The organism is Desulfurococcaceae archaeon MEX13E-LK6-19 (genome assembly GCA_029637525.1).
Lineage (GTDB): Archaea > Thermoproteota > Thermoprotei_A > Sulfolobales > Desulfurococcaceae > MEX13ELK6-19.
Window position 1 is genome coordinate 115986 of the sequence record CP072660.1, and the last position, 20424, is coordinate 136409.

Genomic DNA, 20424 nt, shown 5'->3' on the forward strand with positions numbered 1-20424 from the left:
AAGAAGAGTATACCAGGTGTAGTGATCCCTTGGGGTATCGTATTGTAGTTGATAAAAATCTTTGTAAAGGATGCGGTATATGCGTCACCATATGTCCCCATGGAGCTATTGTTCTTTCTCGTAACTTGTCTGAAAGAGGCTATCGTTACCCTGTTCCTACGGAAAAGAAGTGTATGGGATGCAGATTATGTGAAGTCTTCTGTCCTGATTTCGCGATAACAATTACTGAGGAAGGTGAGGAGAATGGCTAGGCTCTTCTTATCGGGAAACGAGGCAGCTGCGCTAGGCGCTCTTGATGCTGGATGCAATTTCTATGCAGGCTACCCTATTACTCCATCCAGTGAGATAATGCATTTTATGGCAAAAGAATTGCCTAGACGAGGAGGGGTCTTCATACAAGCCGAAGACGAGCTTGCTGCAATAAACATGGTTATAGGTGCATCATGGGCTGGTGCTAGGGCAATGACTGCTACAAGTGGCCCAGGCTTATCGCTGATGCAAGAGGGGCTAGGCTATGCTGCAATGACTGAGACGCCGCTGGTACTCATCGATGTTATGAGGGCGGGTCCTGCAACAGGTCAGGCGACCAAAGCAGCTCAGGGAGACCTGATGGCTGCAAGGTGGGGTAGGCATGGAGACCAGTACATCCCTGTGCTAGCGCCTCAGTCCCCCCAGGATGCTTATGATATGGTTATTGAAGCATTCAAAATCTCTGAAGAACTCCGTACACCAGTTATAGTCTTATCCGATGAATTCATAGGCCATGGTAGAGAGGTTGTTTATACACGTGAAGAAGTGAAGATACCAAGCAGAAGAAAGCCTAGCAAGCCCGATGAGGATTTCTTTGATTCACCAGACCCCAGGGTCCCTCCACCAATGCCTAGTGTAGGAGAAGGATACTATGTCTTGGTCACGGGTTCTACACATAATGGCAAGGGCTATAGGGATGTACATAGTTTTGAGACCCACTACAAGCTTGTCAAGAGGATCAAGGAGAAAATATGGGGAAACATAGAGAAGATCTTTAAGTACAATGTATTAGGCGATCCTAGTGAAGCTAAGAAGGCCATTGTATGCTATGGCTCGGTATGTAGATCTGCCAGGGAAGCCTGGAGGAAGCTATCTGTTAACCAAAAACTACTGCTCATCGAACTTAAGACTGTGTGGCCTATAGACTACAATAGATTACGCAGCCTACTAGAGAACGTTGAGAAAGTTGTTGTACCTGAGCTTAATCTTGGACAATTAGTATACGATGTAATGGCTTGTGTCGATAAAACAACCATTATAGAGACCGTAAATAAAGTTGGAGGAGGAATACCGATCTATCCAAGCGAGATAATAAGTGCTTTAGAGAGGTGAGATACTATGGCGAAACACTTTTCTAGAAATTATCTTCGCGAGGAAGTTCTCCCAACAGCATTCTGCCCAGGATGCTACAACGGTATTGTAATGAATGCTCTCTTCAAAGCATTCAGTGAAATAGGAGTAAAAGATCTAAAGAACTACGTGTTCGTCAGCGGTATAGGCTGTTCTTCATGGATACCAAGCCCCTATATCAAGGCTGATTCACTCCACACCCTCCATGGAAGAGCAATCCCTGTGGCCACTGGCGTTAAACTAGCCAACCCAAGTCTTGAAGTAATAGTTATAGCTGGCGATGGAGACCTAGCCTCCATAGGAGGAAACCATCTTCTTCACGCAGCCCGTAGAAACATGGACTTGATAGTCATACTAGTCAACAACCAGGTATACGGCATGACACGCGGGCAAATGGCACCGACAACACCACAAGGATTCGTAACACCGACAACACCCTACGGGAACCCAGAGTACCCAATGGATATAGCTGGCTTGATAGCAAACACCAACGCCAATTATGTTGCTCGTTGGTGTGTAAGCAATTTCTTCCAATTAAAAGAGAGCTTGAAAGAAGTACTTACAGTGATTAAACGTGGATTCAGGTTTATAGAAGTCTATACACCATGTATAACATACATCGTACGTAGAGAAGGTAAAACTCCCGGAGAGAAACTAAAGGAGTTAATGAGGAAATGCATACCAATAGAAAAATACAATATGCTAAGCGATGATGAGAAGAGAAACTATGTCCCCGTAGGTATATTTAAACGTGAAGACAAGCCAGGCTACATAGAACAATATAAGACTATTGTAGAGAAGGCGAGAGGTGTAACACAATGAAATCTATAGCATTTCTAGGAAGAGGAGGCCAAGGAATAGTATTTGCTGCCTCAATTCTAGCCGAAGCATTATTTAAGAAAGGATACTATGTTGTACAGCTTCAAAGCTATGGTGCCGAGGTTAGAGGCGGTTCTGTACTAGCCTACGTTATAGTAGATGACAAGAAAGTAGAGAATCCCTTTATTGAAGCATTCGATGTAGCCATAGTACTTCATGAAGCTGGTGCAAAGAGATGGAATAAGCTTCTCGAGAACACCGATCTAACAATAGTTGATAAAGACTTAGTTATGACTAAAACAGGTAAACAAGTAGTTGAAGCACCCATAGTCAGTGAACTTGTATCAAATAATCTATCGGGAAGAGAAAACATGGCCAGCATAGGAATGCTACAAGGGCTTGGGCTCATTGATATTGATGAAGAGACTATGTTGTCGATACTTCGTGAGAAAAAAGATTGGGAAGCAAACATCAGAGCCTATAAACTTGGAGTGAGTATAGGAGAAAAGCTTAAGGATATACTGAATACAGCTAGGTAATACTGTTATATCAAGAAAACATATTTTTATAGACCGCATACATGTAGGATAGAAATAGCTTGTTCTGACACGGGTGACTAACGTGAGGGTTAAAGCAGCTGTACTTGGCGGTGGTCTTGGCAAAAGATTGCGTCCTTTAACATACTATTTCCAAAAAGTAATGATACCCATTGGCAAGAAGCAAAAACCTCTTCTTGAGTACATCATAAAGCTGTTGAAATACCATGGGATCAGAGATGTCGTCATGCTTGTAGGCTATAAGCACGAACAAATAATAAACTATTTTGAAGACGGAAGTAGATTTGGTGTCAATATAGAGTATGTTATAGATGAGCCAGGCTATTCTGGTACTGGTGGTGCCCTCCTTAATGCATACAGGAAGAATGTGTTTGAGGGATACGACTCTGTACTAGTATATTATGGTGATATATTAACTAACATGGATTTATCGTCGCTACTAAAGTATCATGAGGAGCGCGATGCAGATGCTACTTTGGCTGTTGCATCAAAATACCAGGTTCCAGTAGGAGTTGTAGAAGTTGATGAAGAAAACAGAGTAATGGAGATCAGAGAAAAGCCATGGCTGCCAATCAAGGCTACTATTGGTATCCTCGTACTAAAGACAAGTACTTTGAAGGTACTTGAGGAAATACGTTCTACACGCGAGAAGATAGATATCATGGGGGACTTTATACCAGAACTGATTAAGAGAGGCGCAAAAGTGTACGCTTATCTCTATGATGGAGAATGGTTCGACGTAGGAACTACAGAGAGGTATGAAAAGCTTGACAACGAGAAAATAGATAATATGTTTAAAGAAATTTTAGCAGCCTAGCCTGGCTAATCACTATTAAATTCTCATGAGAGCTATAGCTCTGACTACATCGCCCGTGTCTTCACATTTATCAGTTATCATTTCCACGTTATCAATAATCTCCTTGACTATTATACTTGATATATCCCAATTACTTTTACCATACTCTATAGCTTTTTCATAAGCTTTCATCTTCAATTCATCTACTTGCTCTTCCAGTTCTTCTATTTCATCAGCATCCTCAAGAGCTTTCTTAGGCTCCGTTATAAGTGACCCTATAGCGTTTTCTAGTAGTTTCACTGCTTTGACTGATTTCTCCATCATTTCGTCTAGTAGGACAAGGACTTCACGTGGTATTGAAAGTGATGTGTCGAGAGCTATTTTTAGTCTTCTAGCAGCTGCTTTAGCATGAGCAGCCACGTCATCGCCCGTTAGTACTAGTCTTAATATATCGTCACGGTCCATGGGATGTAATACTCCTTCCGACAACAACTTTATTATTTCACGTTTCTTTTCATCAGCTATTTCTTCTTCTCTATAGACAGTGTTATAGATGTCGAGCGCCTTGTCTTTCTTATCTTCAAGTATCATTTTTATCATTTCATGTAATCCGGTGACAACTTTTATCACATGTTTAATATGTATAAGACTTGTCTGGAGAGCTTCTCTCCCAACACGTCTTGAAAGCCAAACCCATGTGGTCAAGACACATACACCTGCTCACATTTTATATCTGGGGTATAAGCCTGTAAAGTAGTTGATGTGTAATTAAAGCAAAAAATGCTGCAGCAGGAAGTGTGAGAAGCCAGGAAGCAACAATCATTGTCACGATCTTCATGTTGACTCCTTTAAGGCTTTTAGCTCTAGCTATACCAACTCCTATGACTGCAGAGACGCTGGCATGCGTTGTTGATATAGGCATGCCGAATCCAAACAACATATATGGTATTGTAGTAAACAACCACACTACAAGAGCATTAGCATATTCTGCAGCCGTCCCAGTTACATAGTCTAATCTCGTTATCTTGTATGCTACCGTTGCAATAACTCTTTTACCCATAGTAAATGCTCCAAGCGCTATCCCTATGCTACCAAGTATTGCGAGGAACAATCTTGTCTGTACATCAGGAAGGCCAAGATACTTAGATGTTATTACTAGGTAGACTCCAGTAGCATTACCAACATCGTTTGCCCCGAAAGAATATGCTGAGAACAAAAGTGATCCTATTAGTAATGCTCTAAATATCTTGGCATTGATTCGTGGGGCTATCTTCTTAAATAAATAGAAAAGCAGTATTGCAAGTGCTATTGATAATAGTGGTGAAAGAATCCAGCTCAACACTATTTTTACTAGAACACTAAACCCTATGTCATTGATACTTATTATTCCCAGCAATATGTACGAGAAGCCAACGCCAAAAACACCGCCTACAATACTTTGTGACGTAGATATTGGTAAGCCTTTGTAGGTAGCGATAGTAATCCATAACCCGGCTCCGATAACTGCTGCAAGGGGTCCTGCAAGATCTGTGAATGGTGTTATACCCTTACCTATAGTCTTCATAACCATATATCCCTGGAGTACAGCACCAAGCCCAGCGAAAACTGAGAACAATAGTATTGCTTGACGTATGTTAAGTGCTCCCGAACCCACTGCTGTCTCTGTTGGGTTAGAAGCATCGTTTGCACCAATGTTCCACGCCATGTATAGTGCCGCCGCATAGCCTATAAGAAGAATTGCTTCAGGTGGAAGCACTCTAGTACACCTTTAGAATTCTTTTAACCGCGTCTTTCGATCACTCCGTGTTCTCTATGGATACTTTTCTGTATAAAAATACCTCTAACTAAAAGTACCCATTGATATGTACAGTACTTACTCTTCATACACGTTTTTCTTTTTCATACCGTACAACTACTTCGAGAGGGGATCTGAACCATATGTCGTTTTGCGGGAACGGTATCTCTATACCTTCTTTCCTTAGTGCCTCCTTGATTCTCCATAGAAGATCTTTTAGTACAGTGTAATACATTTTTGATGGAACCCATGCCCTGATCTTTATGTCTACACTACTGTTACCAAGCTGATAGACGAAAATATCTGGCTGCGGCTCAACAAGTACAAGCGGGTGTTCCTCAACAACTCTTCGTATAACCTTGTATGCTTTCATTACATCCTCCTTGTAAGCTATACCGACAACCAACTCTAGAACACGTGCCACAGTACCACTATAGTTTCTTATTATTGCCTGGAATACTTTTTCATTAGGAATCCTTATGAGAACTCCCTTCAAGTCTATTATTTTTGTTGACATGAAGTTTATCTCAACAACCCTACCTATAACATTATCGATTTCTATAAAGTCTCCTGGTTTCAATGGACGCTCCCAAAACAAGAATATCCCGGAGACAAGATTAGCAGTAATAGACTGTAGTGCAAAACCAAGAATAATACCTATTATTCCTCCTGCCAGAACAAATCCAGTAAGATCTATTCCAAGCATTCCTATGGCGGATACCCCAAAGATCACCAGTATTGCATAGTAGATTATTTTCGATACAGTGCCGGCAATTTCTTTGGGAGCAAATCTAGCCATTACTCTTAGTACAGTCTTGCGTACAACCATTGCAATAACTGCGCCTATAGTTAAAAGAATAATCGCATAAAGTATACCTAGGTAATTAATTGATGTCATCCACTCAAAAGTATTTACAAGAGAATCATTTTCACTCATAACTACAAACCCCAGATCATGTCTGTTTTGAAGTGTATTACTGGTTGACGCAATTGAGGTGGATCAGTTATTGGCACTACATTGTCTTTAAACGGCTTACCATAGTATATTGATCCTGTTTTCTGCGATGTTATTACAAAATTAAGCTCCTGTGTATAGGCTTTCCATTCTCCTTTAACATAGAATAAACTCAATGGATTTGATTCAAGCAATATTCTTGTAACCGTAACCCACTCCTGTGTTTTGTTTTTCACAACAACTTTGGCTATAGCTTCGCCTAGATCAGGATCCTTTTCTTTGAAGTAATACTCTGTCTTATAGTAACGTGCCACCACACCAGTATCAACAGGCCCATAAAGCCCGTATTTCACCTTTTTAACTGAAAACACGTCAACAACACTAAACACTTCTTTCCCACTATTATTATTCTTTACAGCATAAACAGCTATATCCACAGGTATAGGCACATATATTGTTAGTTCTTCTCCTGGAGCCACATCTAGAGAATTCTTGAAAACAACAAGCACGTATGTTGTGAACAAAGCCGGGATATTGACTGGATAGAGAGGTACTGGTACTACTTTGTCGGCTCCATATATTTTCTTGGAGACAACTACTTCTCCATTTACAAGTCTTTCATAAGACAGTATTTTCCCATCTTTACCCACATGTATGACATGGTCTTCTAGGACAAGTCTTCCATATAACTCGGTGCCGTAGCCCGGCATAATGTTTCCCGTGTTTATACTATTTTCGTGTTCTCTTAACCTGGTCTAAATAATATGTTTATTATATGACGCATATCTACTTTAATATCAATAAACTAAATAGTTTCAACGGGGATGAGAGTATGTCTCTTTGGGGTGGATGGATTCTAGTGCTTGTAACTACTAGTGGGCTTGATGAGGCCAAACGTATTGCAAAAACCTTGGTCGAGAAGAAGCTCGCAGCATGTATAAACATTGTCGAGAAAATACATAGCGTGTATTGGTGGCAAGGTAAAGTAGAAGAAGGCGATGAATCTCTTCTTGTTATCAAGACAAGGGTTGATAAGTTTAAGGAACTAGTTGATACTGTCAAGAAACTCCATAGTTATACTGTTCCAGAGATAATAGCTCTACCAATAGTAGTGGGGTCCAGTGACTACTTGAAATGGCTTGATGAAAGTGTTTCCTAGAAATAATCCTCTGGTTTGACATAGAAAGGTATTTTTCCTCTATGATAATCACGTATAATTGTTCTAGCAGCCTCCTCGATCAAGGGTTCTTTTGTTTTCTTGTAAAACCATCCCCTCTTAATAGCTATTTTCTCTAGTATTTTTAACGGATCTGTTTCAGCAATCCCATAAGCTGATCTTATGGCATAAGGATTGTGTTTCAATATTTTTTCTATAAGCATCATAGCAGGTTTAACTGGGTCATCAAGTTGTTCAGGAGACATGCCCCTTATAATCCTTTCAAGAGGCCCTCCTTCAACAGGTATCACTCCTGGCGTGTCTATCATTAGTATCTTGCTATCTATCCTGTAGAGCTGTACATGTCTAGTATACCCTGGGCTTCCTGGGATAGGGCTTGTTGAAGCCGAGTGTTTTCCTTTTAGTGCGTTGATTATTGTTGATTTACCTGTTTTGGGATACCCTGTCACAGCAACTATCACGGGAAACGCTGGTGCTACTTCTTTTATTGTTCTCCTTAAAACACGTGTACCCTTATGGTCCCTTGCCGCTATGTATACGGCACGATATCCACGGTCTCTAAGGAGACGAGTCCAGGCTTCAACAATTTCTCTCGGCACTAGATCACTCTTGTTAAGAACTAGAATAAGCTCTCTCCCCATGTTTTCAACCATTTGCTCTAGTCTTTTACTTCTAGTACTCATTGGATCCCTTGCATCGAGAACTTCAAGTACAACATCAGCTCTCGATACCACAAGTTTTAAATCATGCCAGCTAGCTAATGTGAAGCCCCTTCGTGTTTTAGTCATTGTCATGCTTACCCGAGCTATTGCTTGCTGTTGATAAGGGAGTCCTGCCCCTCTACTAAATATTTCGATTCAAGCTACTTAGAGAAATACTTCTCTAATTTCTCAAAAGGCTTTAGGGAAAGCCAATCATACTTTAGACCAGGCTCTCCTTCACCTCTAATGATCTTAAGTGCTTCCTCAAGTATTTCTTCAGGGCTCTTGTTGCTTGTATCTATTTCGTATACTTTATCTTCACCGAAAACCTGGATCGCGTTATGTGTACATACAGAAAGTATTTCCGCCTCAATATTCTCTCTGATTTTATCCCACCACCATCCTTTCTTTTTAAGTCTCTCTTCTAGAACCTCGGGGTCTGTGCGTAGAACTATTACCTTCTCAACGTATTCACGTGGAATTATTTCACCGTAATGACTATCTATTATGACTAACTTGTTGTTCTCAATAATCTCTTTCACACGCCTGACGAGCGCTTCCTCGTCTATAACAAAACTCGCTACTTCCTCGTCGTAGTCAGTATACAATCCCTCCTTTAATACAAGTTCACTTAAGTCAATATGTACTGCACCAAGTTTTTCAGCAAGCATTTTAGCCAGTGTTGTCTTTCCTGTACCAGGAGTCCCCATTACTACTATTACTTTACCCATTTCTTCTCCCTCAGGAACTCTTCAATAAACTCTTTACCGCATAGTCTATTCCACAATTTTCTCGTCATAATATATAATTCTAGACTACGGAGTGCAGGGCATATATAACACCCTATTCTATAGAAGCCTTGTTCATACAATGGATTAACTGGTAGTTTATTTAGATACATGTATAATTGTACATGTGCTGTAGACCATTGCTTTATTGGCGCAACCTCGATCATCTTATCACTCAACTTCCTTACTGGAGACCTATGGCTCCTAGAAACAGACTCAGCATCCCTATCACCGACAACAACAAGTACTTGTTCGTATCCACGCGTAATTTCTTCTAGTTTTTCCTTGAAAGCCTTTGTCTTTAGTCCTGTACACCATCTATTTGTTTTAGTTGGTAACCCCTTCTCCTTAACAGCTTCATCTATCTTTGCAAAAGCCTTCACGACCTCAATACCATAGTATTCCTGAACTTTACTAACATACTCTATTGTTTCAGGAAATTCTAGGCCTGTATCAACATATATTGGATACACTTTGTTTTTCCCATAGCACTTTATGGCTAGGTCAAGTACAACAATACTATCCTTGCCCCCACTAAAACTAACAACAACAATATCGGGATTACCAGTTATCTCGAAGATTTTGCTAGAAATCCTCATATGCTCCATTATAATACTCTTGTTCTTATCAAGAAGTAAATTGAAGTCATTACTATATCTTTCATTACTTACTTCCTCGAGTATGAGCTCTCTTCCTTCATCTGGTATAGTTAGTCTCCCTACTATTCTTGGCCCAGAATATATGTCATGAACGCCGCGAAACTTTCTTAAAACAAGAGGTGTTTCCGGAGGATTCTCCATACCGAGTTCTTTTAGGAGACATACAGTGTCAGCGCCTATTAGAAAAAACATGTCATAACCTGGGTGAGGTTCTAATCCGTATAGTTTCTCTCCTTCTTCTGAGAGAACAAAGCATTCATTGTATGTAGCAGTTAGTCTTAACCTTGCTCTCGCTCTCTCGATCGTTCTAACTAGTTCTAGTGGAGGGATGCTGGAGAGATTCCTTGCTCCAGCATATTCTACAACATATTTGGGGTTAACTAAACGGGATCTACCATACCCGGGCTTGATCTCGATAACATATCCTTCTTTCAATGACTTCTCTGTTGATACCTTAATCCACCCTCTGTAGAATTTGGAGACAACTTTAGAGACATAGTTTAGGTCTTTTTTCTCAACTACTATGGTATAAATTGTTTCTACTTCACTATACTTCATGTTTTACTAGCTCCTCTAATTTATTGAGATCAAGTTTTCCGTTATTGTAGAGTATGATTATTTTTTGTAGCAGCCGGGCTAGTTTCTCGTCTTTGATTTTTATTATTGTTTCTCCATGCGATTTAGCATATCTAGATACATGCTCGGCGACAACAGCCAGTTTATTTAGGTCGAAGCCTACGTTATCGTACACAATGATCCCATGTGATTCAAGTTCGTGTCTAACCTCGTCTGGTACACTGTATCTCGAGACTAGTATCATTTCACGTGGATTATAGACACTCTTGTATAACTCAACAACTTTTACTTCGTTTAGCCTAATACCCTTCTTTTCTTTTGCTTGCTCTATAGCTTCTTTCCTCGTCACTCCTAGTACTTCTGCCAGACCATCCCACAATCCTTGGATCCACAGGTTTCTCCATTCTTCGGCTGTCAATGGTCTAGCTAGTGGGCCACGTACATCTCTTACGCGAGCATACCAGTCTATGAGTTCTTTACACTCTACTATCAAGTCCGGTTTCTTTACGGGAGGATTGCTATTTGTATCAAGTATATCCATTATCCTGCCGCCATAGATCATCATATCGGGTCTTAGAGCTGTATAGAGCTTCCATGACTCTTTTAGATCGCTTGTATCCTCCCATGCTAGAGGCCTGGGTGCCTCTAGGAAAAAGCTTAGGCTACCCTTACCAGGTATGTCTATTACGAGATTAGGGGGTATCCAGCGTAGTTTTTGCTTACCGCTACGCTCTAGGCTTAAGACATAGTGTTCTGGGTAGATCACCAATGTTCCATTCCTATGTAAATGGTATATTATTCCGAGGAACACCCAGTTCTGATATAATGTACGTAGGTTTGTCTTCAAACTTGTACGAAGAGCTGCTGCAGCCTTTGGCCCATATTCTTCTGGCTTAAGTCTCCCTCTTAGTAGGTCATGTGTGTATATGAATAGTTTCTTCTTCAAATGCTGCCTAGGATTCTTTATAAAGCTCCCGAATTCCCTGCTGAATAGAACATTCACGAATCCATATTTGTTACTGGTTTCCTTGAGTAGTCTCTGGAACACTTTGATCCATTGGCTAGCTTCTTCAATGGGTTCTTTGCCTATTGCACAATCAACAAAGCATCCACTAACATCTTTTTCTCCAAGACACTTTTTCGCACACTCTATAGCTTCCTCATTACTCCTGATCACTTTTATTCCCAGGTATTACTTATTCTGAACAATACCTAAATACCTTAAGCAAAAAGATAGTATAGCGTCTACACTAGAGTGTTTCTGCACCATTAAAAGGAGGTGTCTACTTGTGTCTGAAGAGAAGAAAGATCTTATTCAACGCCTTGAAGAACTTCTCAAGCAAATGAATCCCTGGGAGAAGAAGCCTGTTTTGAAAGCTGGTCGTATTATTGTTGAACTCGTAAAGCTCCCTGAAAGGAGAAAGAAGTCCTCTATAGAGCCCGAGAAACTCGTTTTACATATCAGACTTGAAGATGCGTTTCGCGGCGTTTTCATCGAGAATGTTGATGAACTTGAGGATCTCGCTGCCGCCATTAGTGCTGAGAAGATTAGGGAGATAGCAAGAGCTTTAACCGAGATTTCTAAAAAGAAACGCGTCCAGGAATATGAGCTATGATTCCTCGTCTCCACAGTAGTAATATTTCCTTACATATTCCATCGTGATCTTTTCTTCAACCACATCATTTTCAACGAGTTTTCCATCTCTTCTACACGGATCCCCGTAGCCTCCACCACCTGGAGTGTTTATATATACTATATCATCTCTTCTCAATACAACAGTGTTCTTTGAACCAAGCTCAATAACTTTTCCTTCCCTAACAATGTAGTGGTAACTCGGAGCCCCAGGCTCTCCCCCAGCTAGCCCCCATGGCCTTAGTTTTTCTCTCTCAGAGAACACCGTTAGTACGACATTGTCTTCTAGAATCTTGAACGCTCTTGTTACACCTAGCCCACCACGATACCTGCCTGCTCCACAACTATCTCTTCTTAGCTCATATGCTACAAATAATATCGGGTATTCTCTCTCGGCAATTTCTATTGGTGTATTCAGTGTATTTGTCATATTAGTATGGACACCGTCTACTCCATCAGATACTGGTCTCCCCCCGCTCCCGCAAGCTATTGTCTCGTAGAACGCCCAATTCCTTCCTCCAAGAAGTACGTTTGTCATAGTTCCACAGCTTGCCGCAGGTACAAGGTCAGGAAAAGCCTTTGATAACGCCAAGTATACTACATCAACTATTCTCTGCGATGTCTCGAGATTACCTCCACCTACAGGTGCTGGTGGTTTTGGATTCAATATCGTTCCTTCAGGAGCATTTATAGATATTATTTTGTAGAAACCTTGATTCATAGGCAACTCGGGGTCTATTATTGTTTTGAGAGCGAATGATGTCGCTGCCACTGTTACACCATAAACAGCATTTAAGGGCTCATCTACTTGTTCACTAGACCCGGTATAGTCAACAATTAATTTATTTGTTTTAACTGTAATTCGAGCATGTATTCTCAGCAACTTACCCGTCTTGGACTCAAGATAGTCTTCCGCTTCATATACTCCTTCCACACGATACTTCTTGACTAGATCCGCTAGTTTGTTCCTAGTGTAATTCATTGTATACTCTATTATCTTCTCATAGGCTTCACTTATCGTTTCTACACCATGCTTTTCTACAAGTTCAACTATTCTTTTCTCACCAATATTCAAGGCTGCTATCTGCGCCATTATGTCGCCTTTGAAGTACTCTGGTGTTCTTATGTTTGCTTGTATTAGCTTCATAACATCGTCTCTAAGCTTGTTTTTCTCAACTATCTTTACTGGGGGTATGACTAGTCCTTCTTCATACAATGTTTTTGCATCAACACTAATGCTCCCGGGAACACTACCACCTATGTCTACATGATGCGCTTTGTTTGCTACAAACGCTATTATTTCGTCTCCATAGTATACTGGTTTTAAGAGCATTACATCGTTTAGATGGGTTCCAGTAATGTATGGATTATTCGATAATATTACATCACCGGGTTCTAGTGTTTCCCCTTCCTTTTCTATCCATGATACAATATTTTTTGATGCCACAACCATGCTCCCTAGATGTACTGGTATATGCTCGGCTTGTGCTACAAGATCTCCGTTTGGCGATAATATTGCGCAAGAATAGTCTTGTCTGTCCCTTATATTGGGGCTAAATGCTGTACTACGTAGTATTACGCCCATTTCCTCGGCTGTATAGATCAGTGCATACTTGATTACTTCTATTGTAATAGGGTCAATCATGGCTTTTACTCCTCTCTAATCCTTATTGTAGTGTATTCATCTACGTATCCACTATAACCTGGAGGGATCACTATCGTACTATCAATACTCTCTATAATCGCAGGTCCTTTGATTACCGCCCCTGGCCTCAGCTTCTCTCTATCATACACGTTTGTACTAGTCCATTCCGTTTCTTCGAAGAACACTTTTCTTGTACTACCGGGCTCTGGCTTATATGGTATCGGCCTGGTTTTCTTTACTATACTTGGTTTGGGCGTGTATCCATAGGCAGTTATTCTTGCTACTACTATGACTACTTCTTCATCCAGGTGTTTGTACCCATACTTCTCCTGGTGCATTGCATGGAACAACTCTATTGTTTTCTCAATAGGCTTCACATAAGGTACAGTTATTTCGTATGCTTGTCTTGCATACCTTATATCAAGTGTTCGCACGATCTTTATATTATCTGGCTGTACTCCTTCTTCAAGAAGAGTTTTCACTGCTTTTTCTTCAAGCCTCTTGAAGACTTGTTCTAGCTCTTTATCATCTACTTCATTATTAGTCTTCATTACTGCCTGATGGTAATCGTGCTTATAGTCTGTTAGTAGTAACCCTAGTGCCGAGAATACCCCGGGTAACGGCGGGATTATTGTCTCTTTGATCCCTAGTTCTCTCGCCAACTCGACAGCGTGTAGTGGCCCAGCTCCCCCGAATGCATATAGTGTGAATTCACGGGGGTTTAGCCCTCTCTCAATGCTAACTATTCTCAATGCTTTCGCCATTAATGTATTTGCTATCTTGATTATCGCTAATGCTGTCTCCTCTATGGAGAGACCTTGCTTCCTAGCTATCTCTTCTATCGCTTTCACCGCCAATTTCTTGTAGAGTCTCACTCTTCCACCTGCGATTTGCTCCGGCAACCTTCCCAGCACCAGGTTCGCATCTGTTACCGTTGGATCCACTCCTCCTTTACCATAGCATGCTGGGCCCGGGTCTGCTCCAGCACTCACAGGTCCTACTCTCAGTGCCCCGCCTGGATCTATCCAAGCTATTGACCCTCCTCCAGCACTCACCTCTACTATGTCTATGTACGGGTGCCTAACCGGGTACCCTGATCCCTTCACGAGTCTTCCCATGTGGATTTCTCCGCCAACCTCGTATTCATTAACCATCAACGGCTCTCCGTTGATTATTGTCGATGCTTTAGCCGTCGTGCCTCCCATGTCGAATGCCAGCGTCTTCTCAATACCCATGATCTTGGAGAAGTATGCTGTTGCTATTGCTCCCGCTGCTGGACCGCTCTCTATGAATGCTGCCGGGTTTTCTACCGCGTAGTCTAGTGATGATACTCCTCCATTGCTCTTCATAACTAATAGTTTCCCATTGAACCCTCTAGCCCTAAGGTTCTCCGAGAGGATCTTAAGGTATTTTGCTAATACAGGTTTCAGCAGCCCATTGACTACTGTTGTACTCGTCCTCTCATACTCCATAGGCCTAGGATCTACTTCATGACTCGTTACAACTATTGCACTCGGGCATTCTTCCTCGATAATCTTCTTCGCCTGCATCTCATGTCGAGGGTTTATGTAGCTGTGTAGGAACGATATAATGAAGACATCTGTTTCACTACACCATCTCCTAGCAATCTCCTTGACGGCATTGGTGTCAAGAGGCTCTATCTCCCCGCCATCCGGGCCTATCCGTCCTCCCACACCAATTCTTCTATGCCTAGGTATGAGTGGTCGTGGTTTCTTGAAGAACGGATTATAGAGTTCTGGTCTATTCTGTCTCCCAATCTCTATTATGTCACGGAACCCCTTGTTGGTTATAAGGAGTGCTCTAGGCAACTCTAGGTTCTTTTGTCCAAAGAAAATATTGGTTCCAAGCGTTGACGCGTGAACAAGAACTTCTATGTCTTCTATAGGAAATTCCGTTGACTCAACCGCTTCCACAACACTAGCCCATGCCTCACGCGGTTTCGTCGAGACCTTCAGGTAAACAAGAACGCCGGTTTTATCATCAAATCCCACGAGATCAGTGAAAGTACCGCCGACGTCAACCCCTACTCGTATCACTCCATACATCCTCCTCTCTATTGCTTCCCGGTATACTGTTTATATTGATGTTGTAAACTTATTTCCCTGCCAGTATTGGTAGTAGATCTAGGTTTTCGGGTTTTTGCTCTATTACTTCTCTTTTTTCACGGATCTCTTTGATTAGCTTATATATGGTTGATGCCGTCATCAGTACCATGGCTATTATCGTCATTATTATTGCTCTCAATGTTGTTTCCGGCGGTGTTATTATGCAGTATACTGTTGTCTTGTTGTAAACAATTATTGTCTCGAGCACGCCATCGTTACTTATGAATACTTGTTGTGGCTGATTACAGTACACTATGTTTTCGGCAACTACATGGTTATGTATCTGGTATACCGGTATCAGTATTGTCAAGAGTATTATTGCAGCTGATAAGAAGATCAGGTTTATAGCCCACGTGATATATTTTCTCCTTATCTTCGCTATTAGCAGGAGCGTGTATATTGTTACGAGTATAATCACTATATTCAATGCTATAGAAATATAGGTTCTTATATCGGTCATGCGTGTTCTCAGTAGTGTATAGTACTCTTCATTCCTTAAATCAAGCCATGCATAACCATAGGGTATATGGAAGCTTGTTGTATTACTGATCTTGTATCCTTTAATATCTATAACCGTTTCTTCTAGGTCTGCGTATCCCTTGAGATACCCATTGTATGTTATAATGTTTGTTGTTGCTACGCTATATAGTATGTATATTGACGTTATTAATAGAAATAATGCTATTATTTCTGGTGCTGGTTTCTCGAGTATTTTCATGTTTTCTTCACCACTATTGTCTCTGTTGTTGTATAGTTTATTTTTGTACAAACAATCTTTATGTGGACAATGTTTGTGTTTATAAGTGATGTAAAGTATGGTGTGTATGTCCATGTCTCTCCTGGGTTCAGTACTATGGGTTCATTCATTGTCTTGTTGCTGATAATAAATGTGTTGTTAGCTAGTGTTACATTATAGTATATTTCTATAGAGAAGGGAAGTGTGTTTATTACTTGTACAGTATTGTTTACCAGCTTGATTTCCGGCGGGGTTAGTGTTATAGTTTCTATTTTCGTGTACTTAAACATCCCTATGGTTGTGTTAAGGAATACTGTTATGTTTAGTTTTGTCTCAAGTTTCGTTATAAGTGATTCATTACGCACATACCTGGTGAACGTTATCTTGCCTTCTCCTGTCTCATAATTATAGCCTACGCCAGAGCCTCCAGAAAATATATCTACACTTGTCCCGTTTACGAGGGCTTTTATCCCGTATATACGTAACGTATCTGATTTATTTACGTAGACTAGTGGTACGTTTTTTGTCTTTATACATATTTTTAGTACTATGTAATTCTCCGTTATCCTTGTTATTCTTACATCTTTAATAATTATTTCTTGAGAGAAAACATTTTCATGTGTTTTCTCGAGTTTACTTGTTTCACTAAGTATTGATGGCGTGTATATTAACTGGAAAAATATGAGCGTGAGTAGGGACAAGACTATGCATAGTATTGCTACGTTGTTCGGTAGAGTAGAAGGAGGAGGCTCATATCCCAAAACTATAGGTCCCCAGTATCATAGTTCCGCCAGGTTATTAATAAGTACAACTACATAGTACAGAAAACAAGCAAATTATCATTGATAAGATGAAGCCTTGTATGTTCTATAGTAACTCAGGAACTATTTCTCAATGCATACATAATTTTTCTATGTAATATTAATGAAAAACCTTTTCTCTAGCAACTAGTCAGAGATTTAGATGAGCCACCATGGAATCTCTCGAGAGTATATCGTGGGAATTTCTCCAGACTACGTCTTATCTAGAAGCTCCTTATATCCAGTCTTAACATAATCAAGAATACCTAGGTGAAGATGTCTAGAAATATGATTGATTAGATTTAATATAGTTTGGTTCACCAGTTTATTAACTTCTATAACTTCCGATTTACTGGTCTAATTATTTCGAAACCCATTTAGAAAACCATCAAGGTACTGTTTTTCATCGAGTATGGGGTGATGATATTGGAGGATAAGAACAATATAAACAAAGTCTTTGAACTTCGGTGCAGGACAATCGATTACTTTGGTGTTGGAGCAATAAAGAAGATTTCTGATATCATCAAGGACTTAAAAGAAAACCTTGGTGTTGATAAAATACTTCTTGTCACTGGAAAAAGATCTTATAAAGTGAGTGGTGCTTGGGATTATGTCAAGCCGGCCCTAGAGGAAAACAATGTCGAGTATGTAATCTACGATAAAGTCAGTGCAAACCCAACTGTTGATATGGTTGATGAAGCTACAAAACTAGGGAAAGAATTTGGGGCAAAAGCTGTTATCGGGATAGGTGGAGGCAGCCCTCTAGATACTGCAAAGAGTGTTGCTGTTCTCCTCGAGTATAAAGATAGAAATGCAAGAGAGCTATATGAATTAAAGTTCAAGCCCACCAAAGCTGCTCCAATAGTACTAATCAACTTAACTCACGGTACTGGTACTGAAGTCAACAGGTTTGCTGTAGCGACAATTCCTGAAAAGAACTACAAACCAGCAATCGCCTTTGACTGTATATACCCAATATACTCTATAGATGACCCAACATTAACCATAAAGCTTCCTCCAAACCAAACCAGGTACGTTACCGTTGATGCGTTAAATCATGTTAACGAAGCTGCTACTACAATTACATCTTCACCATATTCGAAACTATTAGCCAAGGAAGCCGTTAGATTGATTGTCAAATATTTGCCTGCAGTATTAAACGATCCAAGCAACATCACAGCCAGATACTACCTATTGTACGCATCAGCTATTGCCGGAATAAGTTTCGACAACGCATTACTACATCTAACACACGCTCTAGAGCACCCGATAAGTGCGGTAAAACCCGAAGTACCACATGGTCTAGGTCTCGCTGTTTTAATGCCGGCCGTAGTCAAGCACATATATCCATACGAAGCAGAAACCCTTGCAAGCATTTACGAACCACTAGCCCCCAGTCTAAAAGGAGTGCCCGGCGAGGCCGAATACATTGCAAAGAAAATAGAAGAATGGCTATTCAACATCGGTATAACCCAGAAACTATCAGATCTAGGTTTCACCGAAAAAGACGTTGATACCCTAGTAAGACTCGCATTCGAAACCCCCATTCTAAAAGACCTCATTATGCTAGCACCATTACCGTTTGAAACCATCGAAAAGAGAAGGGATGTCGTTAAACAAATTTACATGGAATCATTATACCCGTATAATAAGTGAGCCAAGTAATTATTTACCATATCTCCCCAAACCATATCATCTATTTTTATTATTCTATTTTCATTGTATTACCTATTGTCTACGGATCACTAGAAGATTGTTCAAAAGAACATTAGTCTAGAACCATTAGATGTGTTTGCCAAAGAAATTCGGAAAAGCTGTATGGAATATGTTTGTTACCACCATTTCTGTTCTGGGTACGATTCTACATACCAAGGCAGTACTCTGACAATCTTCCCAAACATTTCATTTCTCATGTGTTCGTCGGGTATTGGTGGATTGTATTCACCTGCTGTCTGTACTCTATAGCTTAAGCTTAGATTGACTTGCTCTCCTTTGGCGTATTTTGCTATGGCTTCCATCTTGTCTAGTACAGGTGTTATCTCCTTAAGCAATCTTTTGTTGGTCATGGTTTCTTTGAGGCTTTTCACTATTTCCAGTACTTCATCAGCGTTTCTATTGTCTATGGTTTCTTCACTGGGGTCCATGAATGTTGCTTTGTTGAATTCTATGAATCTCTCGAACCAGTATCTCGCGGATTTGTTGATAACCAGTGTTATCGCTTCTTTTAGGGCTCTTTGTGGGTCGTAGCTTGCTCCTTCATTCACCATTTTGGCTATCGTGTACAATGGTATTTTGGAGGCTTCAACCTGGTTGGCTGGGTTAGCAGCATAACCTGAGACTATCTCGGCCAGATTCTCGGCTCTATTAATAATCGGGCCTACATGTAGTCTTGTGATTCCTCGGCATGTAAAGTAGTCGTTTACGGGATAGTTATCCCAAATAAATGGTTTTCTACCAAGAACCCTCGTGGTTTTCTCTATGTCTTCTCTAGTGATACTTATTGAGCAGACATACATCCCGGTCCACATGACGTGTATTTCTGGGTCAAGTAGTCTACCGAGCTCGGACATGTAGTCTTCAACTATTCCGCGATAATAGGTTGGACAGAGTATCATGTTCTTAGGGCTGAGTTCTTTGTATACGTGGTTAACGAGTTTGGCTTGTGCTTCAGCGAGGCTCTTGAATCCTTTTCCACGAACAACCGGGGGGATATCGTCTAGGAATAGAGCTATACTTTCTACACCAAGATCCATGAACAACCCGAATTTCCTCAGCAGCAATCCTAGATCGGTTTGGGACGAGTAGTCTATATCAAGTCCCGGGCTGAGAGCGAAAACAGGCTCGACACCATACCTCTTACATGCATCAACAAACATCGTGAACCTGTCAATAAAACTTGTGTCATAGGGGTTTCTCCACCATACCCTGTGGTAGGGATCCCATTTAGGGCCATAGATATACAGTTTTAATTCTATCCGCCCCAGGAACTCCACGATACTTATCCTATCTACCCAATCCCACACAGGCCCATAGAACCCCTCAACAACACCAAACATCCCAGTACCACCACCAAATAATCCATCACACATCCATTCTAGGTACAGAACCACTATAAGTTAAACAATACTCCCGTTAATCAATAACCACACCAAGCCCGTTAAGCTAAAATACATGGCCACCACATAAAAACCATATCCACAATCCAGCCACCTACATCTCCAAGCAGCCACAATACCCTCCATGAACACGGGAAGAATAATACCATTTTCCTCTCTAGGACA

General features: G+C 40.8%; 21 protein-coding genes. 8 read left to right on the forward strand and 13 right to left on the reverse strand.

Features of this window, described 5'->3' with window-relative positions:
* Positions 1-29: 29 nt before the first annotated feature.
* The 5 genes from J4526_00640 to J4526_00660 all read left to right on the forward strand — a co-directional run bounded on the left by J4526_00640 (position 30) and on the right by J4526_00660 (position 3573).
* Complete coding sequence (locus J4526_00640; GenBank protein WFO75442.1) at positions 30-251, forward strand: 4Fe-4S binding protein; 222 nt, start codon at positions 30-32, stop codon at positions 249-251.
* A complete protein-coding gene (locus J4526_00645) occupies positions 244-1362 on the forward strand; it encodes a 2-oxoacid:acceptor oxidoreductase subunit alpha (protein ID WFO75443.1) in 1119 nt (372 codons plus the stop codon). Before J4526_00640 ends, J4526_00645 begins: the two co-directional genes overlap by 8 nt.
* Positions 1363-1368: 6 nt before the next feature.
* Positions 1369-2202, forward strand: a complete 834-nt coding sequence (locus tag J4526_00650; protein WFO75444.1) for a 2-oxoacid:ferredoxin oxidoreductase subunit beta — start codon at positions 1369-1371, stop codon at positions 2200-2202.
* Entirely contained in the window at positions 2199-2738 is a 540-nt protein-coding gene (locus J4526_00655) for a 2-oxoacid:acceptor oxidoreductase family protein (GenBank protein ID WFO75445.1), read from the forward strand. The genes J4526_00650 and J4526_00655 overlap by 4 nt, the downstream gene beginning before the upstream one ends.
* An 82-nt stretch (positions 2739-2820) precedes the next feature.
* The gene (locus J4526_00660) at positions 2821-3573 is read left to right on the forward strand and encodes a nucleotidyltransferase family protein (protein ID WFO75446.1); all 753 of its coding nucleotides are present in this window, start codon (positions 2821-2823) and stop codon (positions 3571-3573) included.
* 15 nt (positions 3574-3588) lie between these two features.
* Here J4526_00660 and J4526_00665 read toward each other — a convergent pair whose 3' ends face one another.
* From J4526_00665 to J4526_00680, 4 genes are all read right to left on the reverse strand, one after another.
* Entirely contained in the window at positions 3589-4257 is a 669-nt protein-coding gene (locus tag J4526_00665; GenBank protein WFO75447.1) for a DUF47 family protein, read from the reverse strand.
* A gap of 22 nt (positions 4258-4279) precedes the next feature.
* Positions 4280-5308, reverse strand: a complete 1029-nt coding sequence (locus J4526_00670) for an inorganic phosphate transporter (protein WFO75448.1) — start codon at positions 5306-5308, stop codon at positions 4280-4282.
* Between the two features lie 124 nt (positions 5309-5432).
* The gene (locus J4526_00675; protein WFO75449.1) at positions 5433-6284 is read right to left on the reverse strand and encodes a mechanosensitive ion channel; all 852 of its coding nucleotides are present in this window, start codon (positions 6282-6284) and stop codon (positions 5433-5435) included.
* A 2-nt stretch (positions 6285-6286) separates the two neighbouring features.
* Entirely contained in the window at positions 6287-7012 is a 726-nt protein-coding gene (locus J4526_00680; protein ID WFO75450.1) for a DUF432 domain-containing protein, read from the reverse strand.
* Between the two features lie 122 nt (positions 7013-7134).
* Between J4526_00680 and J4526_00685 the strand changes: the two genes are divergently transcribed.
* Positions 7135-7461 (forward strand): divalent-cation tolerance protein CutA, encoded by a 327-nt coding sequence (locus J4526_00685; GenBank protein WFO75451.1) that lies wholly within the window; start codon positions 7135-7137, stop codon positions 7459-7461.
* Here J4526_00685 and J4526_00690 read toward each other — a convergent pair.
* From J4526_00690 to J4526_00705, 4 genes are all read right to left on the reverse strand, one after another.
* Complete coding sequence (locus J4526_00690) at positions 7458-8267, reverse strand: 50S ribosome-binding GTPase (GenBank protein ID WFO75452.1); 810 nt, start codon at positions 8265-8267, stop codon at positions 7458-7460. The two genes, J4526_00685 and J4526_00690, sit on opposite strands and share 4 nt — an antisense overlap.
* 74 nt (positions 8268-8341) lie before the next feature.
* On the reverse strand, positions 8342-8911 hold the full coding sequence (locus J4526_00695) for an adenylate kinase family protein (GenBank protein ID WFO75453.1): 570 nt from the start codon (positions 8909-8911) through the stop codon (positions 8342-8344).
* Complete coding sequence (locus J4526_00700; GenBank protein ID WFO75454.1) at positions 8899-10185, reverse strand: phosphoadenosine phosphosulfate reductase family protein; 1287 nt, start codon at positions 10183-10185, stop codon at positions 8899-8901. The genes J4526_00695 and J4526_00700 overlap by 13 nt, the downstream gene beginning before the upstream one ends.
* A complete protein-coding gene (locus J4526_00705) occupies positions 10175-11386 on the reverse strand; it encodes a hypothetical protein (GenBank protein ID WFO76263.1) in 1212 nt (403 codons plus the stop codon). Before J4526_00705 ends, J4526_00700 begins: the two co-directional genes overlap by 11 nt.
* A gap of 106 nt (positions 11387-11492) precedes the next feature.
* On the opposite strand from J4526_00705, the gene J4526_00710 reads away from it, so the two are divergent.
* Entirely contained in the window at positions 11493-11819 is a 327-nt protein-coding gene (locus J4526_00710; protein WFO75455.1) for a hypothetical protein, read from the forward strand.
* Here the strand turns inward: J4526_00710 and J4526_00715 are convergent.
* From J4526_00715 to J4526_00730, 4 genes are read right to left on the reverse strand one after another with little or no spacing between them, the layout of a single operon-like run.
* Positions 11814-13481 (reverse strand): hydantoinase B/oxoprolinase family protein, encoded by a 1668-nt coding sequence (locus J4526_00715; GenBank protein ID WFO75456.1) that lies wholly within the window; start codon positions 13479-13481, stop codon positions 11814-11816. The genes J4526_00710 and J4526_00715 overlap by 6 nt on opposite strands.
* 5 nt (positions 13482-13486) lie before the next feature.
* The gene (locus tag J4526_00720; protein WFO75457.1) at positions 13487-15538 is read right to left on the reverse strand and encodes a hydantoinase/oxoprolinase family protein; all 2052 of its coding nucleotides are present in this window, start codon (positions 15536-15538) and stop codon (positions 13487-13489) included.
* 58 nt (positions 15539-15596) lie between these two features.
* Positions 15597-16325: a hypothetical protein gene (locus tag J4526_00725; protein WFO75458.1), complete on the reverse strand. Its 729-nt coding sequence runs from the start codon at positions 16323-16325 to the stop codon at positions 15597-15599.
* Positions 16322-17104: a hypothetical protein gene (locus J4526_00730; protein WFO75459.1), complete on the reverse strand. Its 783-nt coding sequence runs from the start codon at positions 17102-17104 to the stop codon at positions 16322-16324. Before J4526_00730 ends, J4526_00725 begins: the two co-directional genes overlap by 4 nt.
* A 465-nt stretch (positions 17105-17569) precedes the next feature.
* Between J4526_00730 and J4526_00735 the strand changes: the two genes are divergently transcribed.
* On the forward strand, positions 17570-18799 hold the full coding sequence (locus J4526_00735; protein WFO75460.1) for an iron-containing alcohol dehydrogenase: 1230 nt from the start codon (positions 17570-17572) through the stop codon (positions 18797-18799).
* Between the two features lie 176 nt (positions 18800-18975).
* Here J4526_00735 and J4526_00740 read toward each other — a convergent pair whose 3' ends face one another.
* On the reverse strand, positions 18976-20199 hold the full coding sequence (locus J4526_00740; GenBank protein WFO75461.1) for a beta-N-acetylglucosaminidase domain-containing protein: 1224 nt from the start codon (positions 20197-20199) through the stop codon (positions 18976-18978).
* Between the last annotated feature and the right edge of the window lie 225 nt (positions 20200-20424).

Bases quoted from the DNA above. Each gene is read 5' to 3' on its own strand.
- J4526_00645 (WFO75443.1), top strand. From the start codon at position 244: ATGGCTAGGCTCTTCTTATCGGGAAACGAGGCAGCTGCGCTAGGCGCT.
- J4526_00650 (WFO75444.1), top strand. From the start codon at position 1,369: ATGGCGAAACACTTTTCTAGAAATTATCTTCGCGAGGAAGTTCTCCCA.
- J4526_00655 (WFO75445.1), top strand. From the start codon at position 2,199: ATGAAATCTATAGCATTTCTAGGAAGAGGAGGCCAAGGAATAGTATTT.
- J4526_00675 (WFO75449.1), bottom strand. From the start codon at position 6,284: ATGAGTGAAAATGATTCTCTTGTAAATACTTTTGAGTGGATGACATCA.
- J4526_00680 (WFO75450.1), bottom strand. From the start codon at position 7,012: ATGCCGGGCTACGGCACCGAGTTATATGGAAGACTTGTCCTAGAAGAC.
- J4526_00685 (WFO75451.1), top strand. From the start codon at position 7,135: ATGTCTCTTTGGGGTGGATGGATTCTAGTGCTTGTAACTACTAGTGGG.
- J4526_00690 (WFO75452.1), bottom strand. From the start codon at position 8,267: ATGACTAAAACACGAAGGGGCTTCACATTAGCTAGCTGGCATGATTTA.
- J4526_00695 (WFO75453.1), bottom strand. From the start codon at position 8,911: ATGGGTAAAGTAATAGTAGTAATGGGGACTCCTGGTACAGGAAAGACA.
- J4526_00700 (WFO75454.1), bottom strand. From the start codon at position 10,185: ATGAAGTATAGTGAAGTAGAAACAATTTATACCATAGTAGTTGAGAAA.
- J4526_00715 (WFO75456.1), bottom strand. From the start codon at position 13,481: ATGATTGACCCTATTACAATAGAAGTAATCAAGTATGCACTGATCTAT.
- J4526_00725 (WFO75458.1), bottom strand. From the start codon at position 16,325: ATGAAAATACTCGAGAAACCAGCACCAGAAATAATAGCATTATTTCTA.
- J4526_00740 (WFO75461.1), bottom strand. From the start codon at position 20,199: ATGTTTGGTGTTGTTGAGGGGTTCTATGGGCCTGTGTGGGATTGGGTA.